Origin of the sequence: Prevotella sp. BV3P1, assembly GCF_000479005.1 — a bacterium.
GTDB lineage: Bacteria > Bacteroidota > Bacteroidia > Bacteroidales > Bacteroidaceae > Prevotella.
This window is the reverse complement of sequence record NZ_AWXC01000004.1, coordinates 18,957-33,302: the sequence shown is the minus strand read 5'-3', so window position 1 is coordinate 33,302 and position 14,346 is coordinate 18,957. Positions and strand designations below refer to the sequence as shown.

The 14,346-nt window shown below is 45.6% G+C and carries 15 protein-coding genes; 4 read left to right on the top strand and 11 right to left on the bottom strand.

The annotated features are described in order from the left end of the window. The first annotated feature begins 226 nt into the window (after nt 1–226). Nucleotides 227–1,711, top strand: coding sequence for a potassium/proton antiporter (locus HMPREF1254_RS00380; RefSeq protein ID WP_023056735.1), 1,485 nt, complete (start codon nt 227–229; stop codon nt 1,709–1,711). Nucleotides 1,712–1,849: 138 nt separating this feature from the next. On the opposite strand, the gene rplT is transcribed toward HMPREF1254_RS00380, so the two are convergent. The 8 genes from rplT to HMPREF1254_RS00345 all read right to left on the bottom strand — a co-directional run bounded on the left by rplT (nt 1,850) and on the right by HMPREF1254_RS00345 (nt 9,338). Then, entirely contained in the window at nt 1,850–2,194 is a 345-nt protein-coding gene (rplT, locus tag HMPREF1254_RS00375; RefSeq protein WP_004348507.1) for a 50S ribosomal protein L20, read from the bottom strand. A 37-nt stretch (nt 2,195–2,231) separates the two neighbouring features. Next, entirely contained in the window at nt 2,232–2,429 is a 198-nt protein-coding gene (rpmI, locus tag HMPREF1254_RS11535; protein WP_023056639.1) for a 50S ribosomal protein L35, read from the bottom strand. A gap of 77 nt (nt 2,430–2,506) precedes the next feature. After that, entirely contained in the window at nt 2,507–3,205 is a 699-nt protein-coding gene (infC, locus tag HMPREF1254_RS00370; protein WP_023056693.1) for a translation initiation factor IF-3, read from the bottom strand. Between the two features lie 196 nt (nt 3,206–3,401). Continuing rightward, nucleotides 3,402–5,366, bottom strand: coding sequence for a threonine--tRNA ligase (gene thrS, locus HMPREF1254_RS00365; RefSeq protein WP_023056704.1), 1,965 nt, complete (start codon nt 5,364–5,366; stop codon nt 3,402–3,404). A gap of 139 nt (nt 5,367–5,505) precedes the next feature. Continuing rightward, the gene (locus HMPREF1254_RS00360; RefSeq protein ID WP_036878480.1) at nt 5,506–7,479 is read right to left on the bottom strand and encodes a tetratricopeptide repeat protein; all 1,974 of its coding nucleotides are present in this window, start codon (nt 7,477–7,479) and stop codon (nt 5,506–5,508) included. A gap of 49 nt (nt 7,480–7,528) precedes the next feature. After that, on the bottom strand, nt 7,529–8,092 hold the full coding sequence (gene def, locus HMPREF1254_RS00355; protein WP_023056742.1) for a peptide deformylase: 564 nt from the start codon (nt 8,090–8,092) through the stop codon (nt 7,529–7,531). Nucleotides 8,093–8,281: 189 nt separating this feature from the next. Then, nucleotides 8,282–8,698: a Holliday junction resolvase RuvX gene (gene ruvX / locus HMPREF1254_RS00350; protein ID WP_023056692.1), complete on the bottom strand. Its 417-nt coding sequence runs from the start codon at nt 8,696–8,698 to the stop codon at nt 8,282–8,284. Nucleotides 8,699–8,855: 157 nt separating this feature from the next. Beyond that, nucleotides 8,856–9,338 (bottom strand): SPOR domain-containing protein, encoded by a 483-nt coding sequence (locus HMPREF1254_RS00345; RefSeq protein WP_023056709.1) that lies wholly within the window; start codon nt 9,336–9,338, stop codon nt 8,856–8,858. Nucleotides 9,339–9,593: 255 nt separating this feature from the next. Here HMPREF1254_RS00345 and HMPREF1254_RS00340 point away from each other — a divergent pair, with 255 nt between their 5' ends. Genes HMPREF1254_RS00340 through HMPREF1254_RS00330 form a run of 3 tightly spaced genes read left to right on the top strand, consistent with a single transcriptional unit; the run spans nt 9,594 to nt 10,441 of the window. Then, the gene (locus HMPREF1254_RS00340) at nt 9,594–9,812 is read left to right on the top strand and encodes a YtxH domain-containing protein (protein ID WP_023056718.1); all 219 of its coding nucleotides are present in this window, start codon (nt 9,594–9,596) and stop codon (nt 9,810–9,812) included. 10 nt (nt 9,813–9,822) lie between these two features. Beyond that, a complete protein-coding gene (locus tag HMPREF1254_RS00335; RefSeq protein WP_023056691.1) occupies nt 9,823–10,173 on the top strand; it encodes a phage holin family protein in 351 nt (116 codons plus the stop codon). 1 nt (nt 10,174) lies between these two features. Then, nucleotides 10,175–10,441: a hypothetical protein gene (locus HMPREF1254_RS00330; RefSeq protein ID WP_023056731.1), complete on the top strand. Its 267-nt coding sequence runs from the start codon at nt 10,175–10,177 to the stop codon at nt 10,439–10,441. Between the two features lie 1,069 nt (nt 10,442–11,510). On the opposite strand, the gene HMPREF1254_RS00325 is transcribed toward HMPREF1254_RS00330, so the two are convergent. Genes HMPREF1254_RS00325 through HMPREF1254_RS00315 form a run of 3 tightly spaced genes read right to left on the bottom strand, consistent with a single transcriptional unit; the run spans nt 11,511 to nt 14,150 of the window. Beyond that, nucleotides 11,511–12,272, bottom strand: a complete 762-nt coding sequence (locus HMPREF1254_RS00325; protein ID WP_023056740.1) for an MBL fold metallo-hydrolase — start codon at nt 12,270–12,272, stop codon at nt 11,511–11,513. Next, entirely contained in the window at nt 12,269–13,282 is a 1,014-nt protein-coding gene (gene murB, locus HMPREF1254_RS00320; protein WP_023056662.1) for a UDP-N-acetylmuramate dehydrogenase, read from the bottom strand. Before murB ends, HMPREF1254_RS00325 begins: the two co-directional genes overlap by 4 nt. A gap of 10 nt (nt 13,283–13,292) precedes the next feature. Continuing rightward, a complete protein-coding gene (locus tag HMPREF1254_RS00315) occupies nt 13,293–14,150 on the bottom strand; it encodes a DUF4348 domain-containing protein (RefSeq protein ID WP_036872759.1) in 858 nt (285 codons plus the stop codon). Nucleotides 14,151–14,346 lie beyond the last annotated feature (196 nt).

Here is a 14,346-nt window from a genome sequence, read left to right as displayed (position 1 = left end):
ACAATCAGGCTGACATGTACAGGAAATGACAACTACGATACATGGAAGCATGTTTTCATGGCATGAGTTATTCATGACATTCGTATGAAGAAGAAGCGCTTTTCTTGCTCAATCAAACATATAATTTAATAATTTTATGTAAGTTTGCAAATGGGAAATGGAATCACCAAGGACGGTGAAGTTGTTCACAAGATGACATACATTTAAACCATTTGCTTAACGCGCTATGATTACCTTTACAACAGAAAACATATTTCTCTTTGGCTCGTTCCTCGTGCTGATTAGCATTCTCATCAGTAAGACGGGCTATCGGTTCGGCATCCCCACCCTGCTGCTGTTCCTTTTTACCGGCATGGGCTTTGGCAACGAGGGCCTCGGCTTGACATTCGACAGTCCGAAAGACACGCAGATGATTGGTATGATAGCCTTGAGCGTCATTCTCTTTTCAGGAGGAATGGACACCAAGTTTAAGGAAATCAAGCCCATTATCGGCCCGGGTGTGCTGCTCTCCACACTTGGTGTCATCATGACCACCGTTCTCACTGGCTGGTTTATCTTTGCACTCTCACAGTGGGCCGGGATGGATATCAGGCTTTCGCTCATCGTGTCGATGCTACTGGCGGCCACTATGTCGTCCACCGACTCGGCATCGGTCTTCAGTCTGTTGCGCACACAGCGCATCGGTCTGAAGTACAAGCTACGTCCAATGCTCGAGCTGGAGAGCGGTAGCAACGACCCGATGGCCTACATGCTCACCATCGCACTGATGAATGTGGCACTGTCGGGAGGCGAACTTTCTTTCACAGACCTGTTGTTCGATGTGGCCGAACAATTCGTGTTGGGCAGCGCATTGGGCTACGGTGCCGGTCGACTGGCCGTGTGGCTGGCCAATCGAATCAACCTACCGAACCCATCACTCTATCCTGTTTTGCTGCTGAGCATGGTGTTCATCACCTTCACCCTGACCGACCTGCTGAATGGAAACGGCTACCTGGCGGTGTATATCGCAGGACTTGTGGTGGGCAATTGCCGTCTGTCGTATCGCCGCGAGATGACCACCTTCATGGAAGGCCTTACCTGGCTGCTGCAAATCGTGTTGTTCCTCACGCTCGGTCTGCTGGTCAATCCGTCCGAACTCATCGGCGTGAGCCTGTTCGCCCTGGCCATTGCCGTGTTCATGATGCTCGTTGCACGACCGCTGAGCGTATACCTCTGCCTGCTGCCCTATCGCAACATACCCTTCAAGGCCAAGACTTTCCTCTCTTGGGTGGGCCTGCGCGGTGCTGTTCCCATCATCTTTGCCACCTATCCGCTAATCAATGGCGTGGAGGGTGCTGATATTCTGTTCAACATTGTGTTCTTCATAACGCTGCTGTCGCTTACCATTCAGGGTACTACCATCTCGCTCTCCGCCAAGAAGCTCAACCTTGACATGCCCGAAGAGAAAACGGGAAACGAGTTTGGGGTGGAGATTCCAGAAGAGTTGGGGTCGAAGTTGCGCGAGGTGACACTGACAGAAGCCATGCTCGAAAACGGCAACTTGCTCTCACAGATGGATGTTCCGCAGGGCACGCTCGTCATGATGGTGAAACGCGGGAAGACCATTTTGGTCCCCAATGGACAATTGCCACTGGAAGAAGGCGACATCTTACTTTGCCTCTCCAGTGCTGACCAACGCACGCAAGACGTTCGCAAACATCCACACTGGTAACCCAATCGCTCTCGTACGAGCAACACCTCCTGAAGAAATTCTGTTGCAATGCCCGGTGAAGTTGGTGGCATGGCACCAAAAAAAAGTTGCACCTCAAATGAGATGCAACTCTTTTTATGTTGTTGATTTCTATTCGTATTATTTCACTTTGTCAACGATAGCCTTGAATGCTTCAGGGTTATTGACAGCGAGATCTGCAAGAACTTTACGGTTGATTTCAATACCTGCTTTGTTCAAAGCGCCCATCAAGGTAGAATAGCTCATACCTTCCAAGCGGGCAGCAGCATTGATACGCTGTATCCACAGTGAGCGGAAAGTGCGCTTCTTGTTACGACGGTCGCGGTAAGCGTAGGTAAGTCCCTTCTCCCAAGTATTCTTAGCTACGGTCCAAACATTCTTTCTTGCTCCGAAATAACCTTTAGTCTGCTTCAGTATTCGGGTCCTTCTTGCTTTTGATGCTACATGATTTACTGATCTTGGCATAGTTTTTCTCCTTTTAAATTGTTTGACTAAAAGTTAATTAACGCAAGTTGAGCAAGTCGCGAACCTGCTTTAGATTAGAAGAATCTACGAGGGTGTAACCTACTAAGTTTCTCTTTTGTTTCTTTGTTTTCTTAGTCAAGATATGACTATGGTAAGCATGATTACGCTTAATCTTACCAGTTCCGGTAAAGCTGAACCTCTTCTTCGCACCGGAGTTTGTCTTTAATTTTGGCATTTTTTGTTAATTTTAAATGGTTATTTATTTACTTCTGTGGCAACGTATATACCAAGACGTTACGCACATTCCAATGTTTATTCTTCGTTTTGGAGTTTCTTCAATGCGTCCGAACCATTCTTAGCATTGTCGAACAAGCCACCCTTAGGTTTGTCATCTGCGGACGTACCGTCAGTAGGAACAACCTTTTTAGCGGCCTTAGCTTCTGCCATTGCTTGTTCACGGTCGCGCTTTTGCTGGCTTTTCTTCTCTACTCCAACCTTCTTTGGCGCAAGATACAAGAACATTTTCTTGCCCTCCAGCTTCGGCATCTGCTCAACTTTTCCGTATTCTTCCAAGTCGTTGGCGAAGCGAAGGAGCAACACTTCTCCCTGTTCTTTAAACAAAATGGAGCGTCCACGGAAGAAGACATAAGCGCGAACCTTGTTGCCTTCATTGAGAAACCCCTGTGCATGTTTCAGCTTAAACTGATAGTCGTGTTCGTCAGTCTGCGGTCCGAAACGTATTTCCTTCACCTCTACCTTCACTTGCTTCTGCTTCATTTCCTTAGCACGCTTTTTCTGTTGGTAGAGAAACTTACTATAGTCGACCAAACGACAAACTGGCGGTTGAGCTTTAGGAGATATTTCAACGAGGTCAACTCCTTGCTGACGAGCTAAATCCAGAGCCTTCTTTGTCGGCATTACCTGCGATCCATCGTCACCTACAACACGCACTTCCCTTACGCGAATCTGTTCATTCACGCGGTACTGATTACTTAATTTGTCATTCTTCATTCAACTATATTAATGTGTTTACTTTCGCTAAACGGCTGCAAAGTTACTGATTTTACCACAATTAGCAAAATATTTAGATGAGTTTTTATTGTAGTTATATATACAAATTGACGAGAAAACAAGGAAATTCCCTCCTTTCAAAGGTTATATTCTTGTGTTCTCGTCAACCCTGCCCATAGGCACTTCTATGCTATTATTAATCTTTTGGATGGATATTGGTTGCCTCAAGCATTTCGGCCACCTCACTGTTTATGCGTGCAGCGAAGTCTTCCATCTTCATGGTAGCTTGTTCACCGCCACCCTGTTTACGCATGGATACAAGTCCTTCAGCAGCTTCTTTCTCTCCAACAATAACCATGTAAGGCACACGCTTCAACTCGTTGTCGCGAATCTTACGGCCTATTTTCTCGTTACGGTCATCGATAGTGGCCCGAATATCTTGCTCCGTGAAGTACTTAACCACTTGCTGAGCATAATCATTAAACTTCTCTGAGATGGGTAGAATGGCCACCTGCTCGGGTGTAAGCCACAAGGGGAAGTGACCAGCTGTATGCTCAATGAGCACAGCTGTGAATCGCTCAAGCGAACCAAATGGTGCTCGGTGTACCATCACCGGTGTCTGTTTGGTATTGTCCTCCGCCGTATATTCGAGTTTGAAACGCTGTGGCAAGTTGTAATCCACTTGAATGGTACCCAACTGCCAGCGCCTTCCAATGGCATCTTTCACCATGAAATCAAGCTTAGGCCCATAGAATGCAGCTTCGCCATAGGCCACCTTAGCATCCAATCCCTTCTCCTTGCAAGCCTCAATAATGGCCTGTTCACTTTCTGCCCACACCTCGTCAGAACCGATGTACTTCTCTTTATCGTTAGGATCGCGCAGACTAATTTGCGCTTCGAAGTTATCAAAATGGAAAATAGTGAATACCGCTTGGATGATATCCATCACGCGAAGGAACTCATTCTTAACCTGATCAGGACGACAGAAGATGTGCGCATCGTCTTGTGTGAACGAACGAACGCGCGTTAGTCCATGCAGTTCACCACTTTTCTCGTAACGATAAACCGTACCGAACTCAGCGATACGTAGTGGAAGGTCTTTGTACGAACGAGGTTTGCACGCAAACACTTCACAGTGATGCGGACAGTTCATGGGTTTCAACATGTACTCTTCGTCATCCTCGGGTGTATGGATGGGTTGGAAAGAGTCTTTACCATAGTGAGCATAGTGACCACTGGTGACATACAAATTCTTGCTGCCAATATGCGGTGTGATGACCTCTTGATAGCCAAAACGCTTCTGTATTTTGCGCAACATCTCTTGCAAACGCAAGCGAAGTTCTGTCCCTTTTGGCAACCAAATAGGCATACCCTTGCCCACACGGTCAGAGAACATGAAGAGTTCCATTTCCTTTCCAATCTTTCGATGGTCACGTTTCTTGGCTTCTTCCAGCATCAACAGGTACTCATCCAACATCTTCTTCTTGGGGAAGGTAATGCCGTAAATACGGGTGAGCTGTGAGTTTTTAGCGTCACCACGCCAGAATGCGCCTGCAACACTTGTTATTTTAACAGCCTTAATCAAACCAGTGGACATCAAATGAGGGCCACGACAAAGGTCAGTAAAATTGCCTTGCGTATAAGTAGAGATGTTTCCATCTTCCAAATCTTCAACGATGTGTTCAACCTTGTACGTCTGTCCGTCTGCCGTAAACTCCTTGACAGCGTCGGCCTTGGAAAGCTCATGGCGAACAATTGGCTGGTTTCTCTTGGCCAATTCCATCATTTTTTGTTCAATCTTAGGGAAGTCATTCTCTGAGATAGGAGTTCCATCGGCCGTCTGAACATCATAGAAGAAGCCGTTTTCTATCGCAGGACCAAATCCAAACTGAATGCCTGGATACAGTTCTTTCAATGCTTCTGCCAACAAATGAGCCGAAGAGTGCCAAAAAGTATGCTTGCCTTCTTCGTCCTCAAAGCGATACAATGCAATCGTAGCATCTTCGTTGATGGGCCGATTCAACTCAACTGTCTCACCATTAACACCGCAAGATACAACGTTGCGAGCGAGAGCCGGTGAGATGCTCTCGGCGATTTGTAACCCAGTTACGCCCTTTTCGTACTCACGTACCGAGCCATCTGGAAATGTGATTTTAACCATAACAAATTAGTTTATTTATCTTAATCGACACAAAAGTAATGCTTTATTTTGAGATAAAACAACGATTTGGTTTGTTTATTCCTATAAAAATGGGGTTTGATGCCATGGGGGAAACATGGCTGAAGCCTAAAACGATGGCCTATTTTGTCGCCGTTTTGCGTTTGATAACGCCATAAGCGTCGTAAATACCGAGTTCTCCTGCCTTGCTCAAGTCAGCGATCCCGGCATTTTTGGTATGTGTGTTTTCCAGCCGAATGATTCCCCGGTTGTAATAAGCCTCAGCCAACCGGCCGTCCAGTTCAATGGCCTTGGTATAATCGTCGATAGCCAACTGATAATCTTTGCGCGCCGCATGGAAGTTGCCGCGGTTATAATATAGGTAGGCATTCTGCCCATCCAGCTTGATAGCTTGATTGAAATCATCGAGCGTCTTGGCTGCCTTTAGTTGGATATCAACACCATGAGAGGCATTGAAATCGTTCATCATAAACTGACATACCGCTCTCTGCCAGTAGGCAATGGCCGAAGTACTGTCTTGATCGAGATAGACATTCAAGTCGTTGATAGCCTCGTCAAAATTCTGTGTAACGCTATATGCTACGGCACGTTGCAACAACCAAGCATGTACATCCTTCATATCCTTCGCGTCTTGGATAGAAGCCGACAGCTGATCAATCAGAGAAAGAAACGCCTTTGACTGCTCTTCGGTCAGCTGGGCGGGCTTACAAGTGATGTTAAGTGGATATTTCAGGGGATGAAGATTATTAAAGTTTTCAATTTCTTTGTTGAAAGCCTGATAGGTATTCATGCCATTATGGTACGACAGATACGAAACTTCGAACATCGGCATGCGTGCGACATCCACCTTGCGATGCTGTATCTGCCCCCGATACTCACTCTCATACTCACGCTCAACCGTGTTCTCGTCGGCCACAACGATTTGATTATACTTCTCGGGATCAATCTCGCTGCGCTTGCGCATGGCCTTCAATTTGTTGTTGCTCCAGCGTTTTTGAACGCCACTGCGCTTGTCCATCTGCGCCTTGAAGATACGAAATTCATCCATTTCGGCTTTTGCCGTCATGCCCAACCGGCGATAACAATTGGCACGATAGGACAATCCCGTCCAGAAATTAGGGAACTGATCTATCACTGCCGAATAGTCACGAATGGCCGAGCGCAAGTCGCCAGTCCTGTCGTGTAGCAGTGCTCGGTTAAAAATGGCCATCACGTTTTTCGGCTCCATCTTGATAACAAAGTCGAAATCTTCTATCGCCCGGTTGTCATCACCCAGCTGCATACGCAGCAATCCCCGATTGTAGTGAGCCAAAAAGTCGTTCGGTGCCAAATCGAGTGCCAGGTCATAATCGGCCATTGCCCCACGAAGATTGTTGTAATTAAGTCGGGCCAAGGCGCGGTTTACATAGTTGTTGGCCGCATTGGGTTTCAGGTGGATGGCCTTAGAGAGTTCCTCGTCCGCGTCTTTCCACTTCCTGCGAGCCAAACTGATGTAGGCGCGTGTGGTCCATGTGTTACCGTCATAAGGATCTATCTTCAAACTTTTGTCCAAGCACTTGGCTGCTTGCGTGGTATCTTTCTGATGCAGATAGATTTCGGCTTTCAGTGAATAGGCGTTGGCGGCGTTAGCCCATTTCTGCACGATGGTATCTGTCTGCAACAATGCCTCGTCGTATTTCTTCTCGTTCATCAGGCAGACTGCCCGATTAAACCAATAACTTTGTTGTCTGGGTTGCAGCTTGATGGCCCGATTGTAGTCAGCGATGGCCTCATCATACCGCTCTTGTCTGATCTTGGTGATGGCCCTTAAATCAAAAAACTGATGGATATAAGGGTTCAGCTCGATGGCTTTGGAGATGTCAGCTTCGGCACCTGTAAAGTCATCTAAGTAGAATTTTGCCACAGCCCGATATTGCCACGGCTCATAAAGATAGGGTTTTAAGGCAATGATTTGGTTGAAATACTGTATCGACAGCACATAGTCTTCATAGTGAAGGGCCACCTGGCCATTCCTAAGCAGCTTGTCTATATTGTATTGCGCCCGTGCCACGAGCGACAAACAAGCCATGAATATGATGACTACATGCCGATACATACCTTCTACTTGTGCACCCGTTTTAGCGGGCAGGTGCACTGTTGACGCTTTATCTGCGAACGGGTTTGGTGCGGTAATGACACTCGTACTTGCCCTGTGTCATACCCTTCAGTTTGTTTTTGATCATTTGTTTACGGAACGGCGATATGCGATCAACGAACATTTTACCGTCCAGATGGTCAAACTCATGCTGCATCACACGGGCCAAGTAGCCTTCTATCCATTCATCATGCGGCGTAAAGTCGTCATCCATGTACTGCACACGAATGCGTGTGGTTCTCGAAACGGCTTCATGAATGCCGGGAATGGAGAGGCATCCCTCGTCCATCGACTCCTTGGGAGCATTCTCGTCAATCTCTATAATATGCGGATTGATGTATGCACGCCTGAAATCTTTGTATTCGGGAAAGTCGTCACTCAACACGTTGAGGTCGATAACCACCACGCGAATGGATTTTCCTATCTGTGGTGCGGCAAGGCCAACGCCATCTGCCGAATCGAGTGTTTCAAACATGTCTTGTATCAATTGACCCAGTCCTTCATACTCGGGTGTGATGTCCTGCGCCACTTTGCGAAGCACGGGTTGACCATAAATATATATAGGTAATATCATTTTTTAGTTTACAAGTTTACAAGTTGACGAGGTTACGAGGTGATAGTTTACAAGTAGATCGCTGATGCGGTGTTCGTTCTGTGGCTGACAACGTGATGGATTCCTGTTTTCTATTTATGACCGAACCCTGAACTTGCCTACTCGCAGCCATGTCCACGCACACACATATCAAACCTGTTACAACGTCGTTTACCTTATCCGCTTCGACTCCATATAACTTTGCAGAATGATGGTAGCAGATATTTCGTCTACCAACGCTTTGTTTTGCCGGGCTTTCTTGCCGATGCCACTTGCGATCATGGCCTGATGAGCCAGCACGGACGTAAAACGCTCGTCGTAATATTCGATGGGTATTTGTGGCATGGCCTTTCGCCATCGGTTCACAAACTGCTCCACCCGAGCCATGTTCTCACTGGGCTTTCCATTGGTTTGCATAGGCTTTCCTATGACAATCCGTTCCACCTCCTCACGCGCTATATAGTCTTTGAGATAGTCGAAGAGTGTAGATGTAGAAACAGTTGCCAATCCATTGGCAATGATTTGCAATGGGTCGGTAACTGCTATGCCCGTACGTTTCTTTCCGTAATCTATCGAAAGGATACGCATAGTATCAGTAAATGGTCATGAGGCGAAAGTTAACATGGAGTTCACCAGGAGTTCATCGGAGTAAACAGACGTCACCTTTGCAGGTGAACCCGTGCATAACTATCTTTTGCAGGCACTTACCCGCACCTTTTAGCCCACACCATTTACAATCATCTTCTTATTTCTTGTACAGCAACCAAGCGTCAGGATACTTTGAACGGAACTGATTGCGCGATGCTACAGCCGAAGCTTTGTCTGCATGGGTTGAAGCCACGACGCGATACATATTGCGAGCTGAATTGTAAGCGATTTGTGCTCCATAGCCGGCTGACTGCAACGTACGCTGCAATCCCTCTGCGTTGGCTTTCAATCCGAATGAACCTACAACAACGCTGAATGCGCTCAAGCCACTGCCGCTCACCACGGTCACGTCCTCGGTACGTACCGTCGCGTTGTCAACATTATCAACAACCTGCGTCTGTGTTACAGGGGCTGGGGTCAAAGGAGCAACCACCGGAGCCTCGGTCTGAGCCGAAGCCTGTACAGATTCCTGTGCCTTTGCCTTTTCGTATGCTTTCTTATAAGCGCTCTCGCTTGATTTACAACCAGTAAAAGCCAGTGCTACACACATGCCCGCGCATAAAACAATACTTTTTTTCATAATTTTGTAGGATATTATTAATTAAACTTATTGATTCATTATACCTTGCGAAGGTACAAAATATCCGCTAAAATGGAACAAAAGTGCCGCATAAAGTTTGTTAAATGCATAAAACTCATGTTTTTTAACAAAAATATACAATACATTAACCTTTTATCTGCAAAACTTTTCATATATTTGCGATAGTTCGAAACATTCGAACACTTATAACGTTATAAACAACTAATTTAATAACAATTTAAAAAGAATAGAACAATGAGAACAGTAGGTTATATCGGCGCATTCTTAGGTGGCGCCATCGCAGGTGCAGTGGTTGGGTTATTGATAGCTCCACAAGAGGGCAAGAGAACACGCAACAAAATTTCTGACGCCGTTGATGAATTCTGCAAGAAACACGACATCAAATTGTCAAAAAAAGATGTTGATGACTTGGTTGACGACATCAAAGAGGCTGCTACAGACATCGTAGAGTAAACATTAGTATATGTTTTCAAACGATCAGAACGTTGAGACCATCGGCCGTTTGGTCGATATATGCAAACATTACATCGGGCTTCAAACAGAATATGTGAAGCTCGATGTAATTGAGAAGGTGGTACGTCTTATTACGGTCATCACCTTGGTCACAGCGCTTTCCATCATCATGATACTGGCACTCATCTACGTGTCGTTCGCAGCTGCATACGCACTCGAACCTCATGTGGGGCTGCCCATAGGCTTCCTGATTGTGGCCGGAGGCTATTTATTCATCTTTTTGTTGTTCTTCCTCTTCCGCAAACAATGGATAGAGCGACCACTTGTCAGGTTTCTGGCAAGCCTATTAATGGAGAAGTGACATGACAAACAATACAGATAATAACGCTCCCGCACAATATAAATCGCTCAGTGAAATCAGGATACGCAAAGACCAGATTTTGAAAAGCATCAGGAAGGATGAAGAAGGCATGCGACATCTTTGGAACAGTATGTTCAACAAGCCGGCCACACTGACATCAAAGCTGCCCTCTAAGCGTATATCAGGATTGATGAACACGGGGACTGGCATCTTCGACGGCGTGCTGTTGGCCTGGAAATTGTACAGAAAATTCAAGAAAAGAAGATAATTTTTTTTCAGAAACTAAACTATGACAACCGATTGACGGTTGTCATTTTTTTTGCGCCCCCATTGTCATGGCCTTCAAAGGGCGTTGTCACAATCCGCATCATTCCAAAGACTGACTCTAAAACCAAGCTTCCCTTTGTAAACTGAGTTGATGACTACATACCCCCGTATCGTTGTTGATAGTTAGTTTACCAGATGAACCTCTCCTGAAAAAGCGATAGAAAACCCACCCTCTGACAATATTATTGCCGATTGACCAACTTAAATACAAGTTGCAATTTTTGTTGTGTTTATTCAACAATTATCACCCCTAAAACGGCACCTGTAAACTTTCAAACTAGAAAAAAACGATAGGCTTGGAGGATGCAAACAAGAGATTTTGGAACAAGAAAAATCGAATTTTATCACAAATGGATAGACTTTACGCGCACACAAGCATCACTTTGGCTACCTACCAACATGCTTTTGAGCAGTAAAAGCATACGTATTGCACCCTTAAAGCATTGCTTTTGGTATGAAAAGTCTTATCTAGTTGAAACGAAACAGTATAAGATATTCGTAAATACCTGTTTATTAATGTTTTATAAAAATCGCTCATTTTGGGCGTATTTGCGAGAAAAGGCAGGGTTGTTTGCAAATTCGCCAAGCATGAAAAGGTTGCTTGTCAAGAAAATTTATTTGCACTTATCATCGTTATCTTTTTCATGACGATACAATCAGTGATACTGTTGAGCTTTCAAACCAATGTGACTTCTATATTTGCTTGGAGTTTGTAGCCAGTATCTGTTATTACCGAATAACTACTTCTATGTGGCCTACGAGCGAGGTATGTGTCGTAATTTTACTGATTTATGAGTAAAAAAAAAGAGTACCGCCGTACTCTCAATCTTATTAACCTTAAATCTAATACTATGAAAAACACATTGCAAAGATACAAAATGATATCGTATCTGCAAGATTTTGCCATGAATTTGGACTTTTTATAACTATTTTTAATCGAGCTAAAGACATTTTTGACAAAAAGACACAATTTGCGTAGCAAATGCTGATAAATGTAAACGACCCGCCATTTACACATCTATCTGCAATCCGTCATAAGCCAATTGCATGCCAGCGGGTAGCCTTTTATTCACTTCTTCATGAAAGCCTACGTCGTGGTTCATGTGTACAAAGTAGGTTCTTTTAGCACCTATTCGCTTGGCAAACGCCACGGCTTCATCCACGGTCATGTGCGAATGGTGTTGCGGCTGATACCTCAGCGCATTCACAACGAGCGTGTCGATGCCTTCAAGATAGGCATATTCGGCCTCATCGATGGTCTTCATGTCCGTGATATAGACAAGACTACCAAACCGATAGCCTAAGATGGGCAGCTTGTCATGCATCACCTGGAAAGGCAACACCTCGACATCCCCCACGTTTAGGGGTTGATGTGGGACCACAGGGGTTAAGTCGAGCTGTGGCACGCCGGGATAAAGTTTCTGCGTAAAGCAATAAGGCATGGTTTGATGCAACAGGTCTACCGTGTGCTGGTCTGCAAAAATATGTACGGAACTGAACACGCAGAAAGGTCGCAAATCGTCGATGCCGGCTACATGGTCATAATGAACATGCGTGAGCAACACACCATCTAACGGAGTAAAAGCGAAGGGCATAAGCTGTTGACGGATGTCAGGGCCACAGTCAATGAGAATCCTCGTTGTTTGCGTTTCCAGCAAAGCAGCCGTACGCAAACGCTTGTCATGTGGGTCAGTGCTCTCACATACCGCACAATGACATCCCAAAGAAGGGACGCCACCCGACGTGCCGGTACCCAAGAATGTTAATCTCATAAGATGTTTACCTCCGGTTTGATGATGATGCCGAAGCGTTGGAAAACATCATGCCGTATGGCCTCACACAACTTTACGATATCGTTTCCGGTGGCTCCACCACGATTCACCAGCACAAGTGCCTGCTTGTCGTGCACGCCAGCGGCACCCATGGAACGGCCTTTCCACCCACATTGGTCAATCAACCAACCGGCTGGAATCTTCTCATGTTCTTCATCCACGGCGTAATGGGGCATCTGAGGATATTGCATGGCCAAGCGTTCATACTCCTTTCGGTCAACAATGGGGTTCATAAAGAAGCTGCCAGCGTTGCCTTGCACCTGTGGATCGGGCAGTTTGGCTTGTCGAATGCCGATGATGGTTTGGCGCAATTGCTGTGGCGTGGGGTGTTCTATTCCCTGCCGCTGCAATGCTGCTCGAATGTTACCATAATCTAAATGGGGACGATAGGTACAGTCAAAACGGAACTCAACATGGGTGATAACAAACCGATTTTTCCACTCATCCTTGAACTTGCTGTATCGGTAGGCGTACTCACAATCAGCTCGAGCGAACTTTACCTCATGTCCCGTGGCGATTTCTACAGCCATTATGGAGTGAATAAAGCGGTTGACCTCGCTGCCGTAAGCACCGATGTTCTGCACGGCCGCAGCGCCTACCGTGCCTGGAATCAATGAGAGGTTTTCCAGACCGTAAGCTTCTTGCTCGACACAAGTAGCGACTAAATCGTCCCACACCACGCCACTGCCGCTCTTGATGATGGCCTGATGGTTGTTGATCGCAATGTCAATCGAACGGATGTTCGAACACAAAACGGTTCCATCAAAATCTTTTGTCAATAACAGGTTGCTGCCTTTTCCCAATGGCATGATGGGATAATCGGCCTCGGTGAGCCGTGAAAGAGCTTCGAGAAGTTCGGCTTTCGTATCAAACTCGATGAAGCGACGACACGAAACGTCTATGCCGAACGTGTTGTGATGCAGCAGACTATGGTTGCGTATATCTCTCATCCCTACCCTTTCAGCTATTAAATTTCACCAATTTCCATTCAGATTTCAGCCGACGGAACACCATGATATTCTCCAAATCGGTAGCGATGCCACGCACAACAAAGATTTTTTGATTCCCTCGCTTATGCTTCTGACCATAAACTATATTGTAGATATTTCCTTTGGGAATGATGGGTGGTTTGAACGCCGACCATTGTTCGGGAACAATAGAGCCCGTGATGGTGCCAAAATCATCATCGGGATCGGGTGCTGTAAACTCAACTGTTTCGTTCATGCTGCGCACCTGAAAAGCACTGTCGACAGCAAATCGCTGGTAAAACTGCAAAAAAGGGCCGTTGACACTCTCTTGTATTGGCTGGTAAACAATCGAGGTTAACATAAACTCACCATTGATTCGGTTGAAGATATACTGCTTGATGGTTTTGTTTTTGAACAAAATCTTCTCAACAGTCACCTGATTTACCGACGTGTCTTTCACCACTTCCATCTGTTTAAGGTTGTCAAAAATGAGCGTGAAATAGCCTTGTTTCATGAAAAAATAGTCCATCTTCCACTGCTCTTTCTTGATTTCGTCTGTCTGTTCTCCATGCTTCATCACGGGCAAAGGAAACTTCACACGCTTGAACTGCAACTTTTTGTTTGCGGCAAAATTAAAGATAAAGTCGTCAAACAGCTCGTCGGCAGACTTCGACATGGGCGATTCAGCAATCATGGCCGACAAGGTATCCTCGTCAACACTATCCTCTGCAATGGAATCAACCGCCATGGTTTCAACAGCTTGATGCTTTTTATCAACACATCCCGTTGTGGAAAACAGGACAGATGTCAGCACCATCAATGCCAAAACGAAGAAAGTAAATTTTCTCATACGAACACTTTTGCTTATAAAATCCTCTCACTTTTTCTAACGTACCCCTTCAAATTCCAAAGAATACACGGCATTTCTGGACGAAGGTACCATTTGTTTTATGCAAAGATAGCGCAAGCCGAAGACAAAGAAAGTTTGCTTTCTTTGTTGAGACGATGCCTATCTTATGGAAAAATAGCGCAAACCGAATCCAAAA

Bases quoted from the DNA above. Each gene is read 5' to 3' on its own strand.
- HMPREF1254_RS00380 (WP_023056735.1), top strand. From the start codon at position 227: ATGATTACCTTTACAACAGAAAACATATTTCTCTTTGGCTCGTTCCTC.
- rplT (WP_004348507.1), bottom strand. From the start codon at position 2,194: ATGCCAAGATCAGTAAATCATGTAGCATCAAAAGCAAGAAGGACCCGA.
- rpmI (WP_023056639.1), bottom strand. From the start codon at position 2,429: ATGCCAAAATTAAAGACAAACTCCGGTGCGAAGAAGAGGTTCAGCTTT.
- infC (WP_023056693.1), bottom strand. From the start codon at position 3,205: ATGAAGAATGACAAATTAAGTAATCAGTACCGCGTGAATGAACAGATT.
- thrS (WP_023056704.1), bottom strand. From the start codon at position 5,366: ATGGTTAAAATCACATTTCCAGATGGCTCGGTACGTGAGTACGAAAAG.
- HMPREF1254_RS00360 (WP_036878480.1), bottom strand. From the start codon at position 7,479: ATGTATCGGCATGTAGTCATCATATTCATGGCTTGTTTGTCGCTCGTG.
- def (WP_023056742.1), bottom strand. From the start codon at position 8,092: ATGATATTACCTATATATATTTATGGTCAACCCGTGCTTCGCAAAGTG.
- ruvX (WP_023056692.1), bottom strand. From the start codon at position 8,698: ATGCGTATCCTTTCGATAGATTACGGAAAGAAACGTACGGGCATAGCA.
- HMPREF1254_RS00345 (WP_023056709.1), bottom strand. From the start codon at position 9,338: ATGAAAAAAAGTATTGTTTTATGCGCGGGCATGTGTGTAGCACTGGCT.
- HMPREF1254_RS00340 (WP_023056718.1), top strand. From the start codon at position 9,594: ATGAGAACAGTAGGTTATATCGGCGCATTCTTAGGTGGCGCCATCGCA.
- HMPREF1254_RS00335 (WP_023056691.1), top strand. From the start codon at position 9,823: ATGTTTTCAAACGATCAGAACGTTGAGACCATCGGCCGTTTGGTCGAT.
- HMPREF1254_RS00330 (WP_023056731.1), top strand. From the start codon at position 10,175: ATGACAAACAATACAGATAATAACGCTCCCGCACAATATAAATCGCTC.
- HMPREF1254_RS00325 (WP_023056740.1), bottom strand. From the start codon at position 12,272: ATGAGATTAACATTCTTGGGTACCGGCACGTCGGGTGGCGTCCCTTCT.
- murB (WP_023056662.1), bottom strand. From the start codon at position 13,282: ATGAGAGATATACGCAACCATAGTCTGCTGCATCACAACACGTTCGGC.
- HMPREF1254_RS00315 (WP_036872759.1), bottom strand. From the start codon at position 14,150: ATGAGAAAATTTACTTTCTTCGTTTTGGCATTGATGGTGCTGACATCT.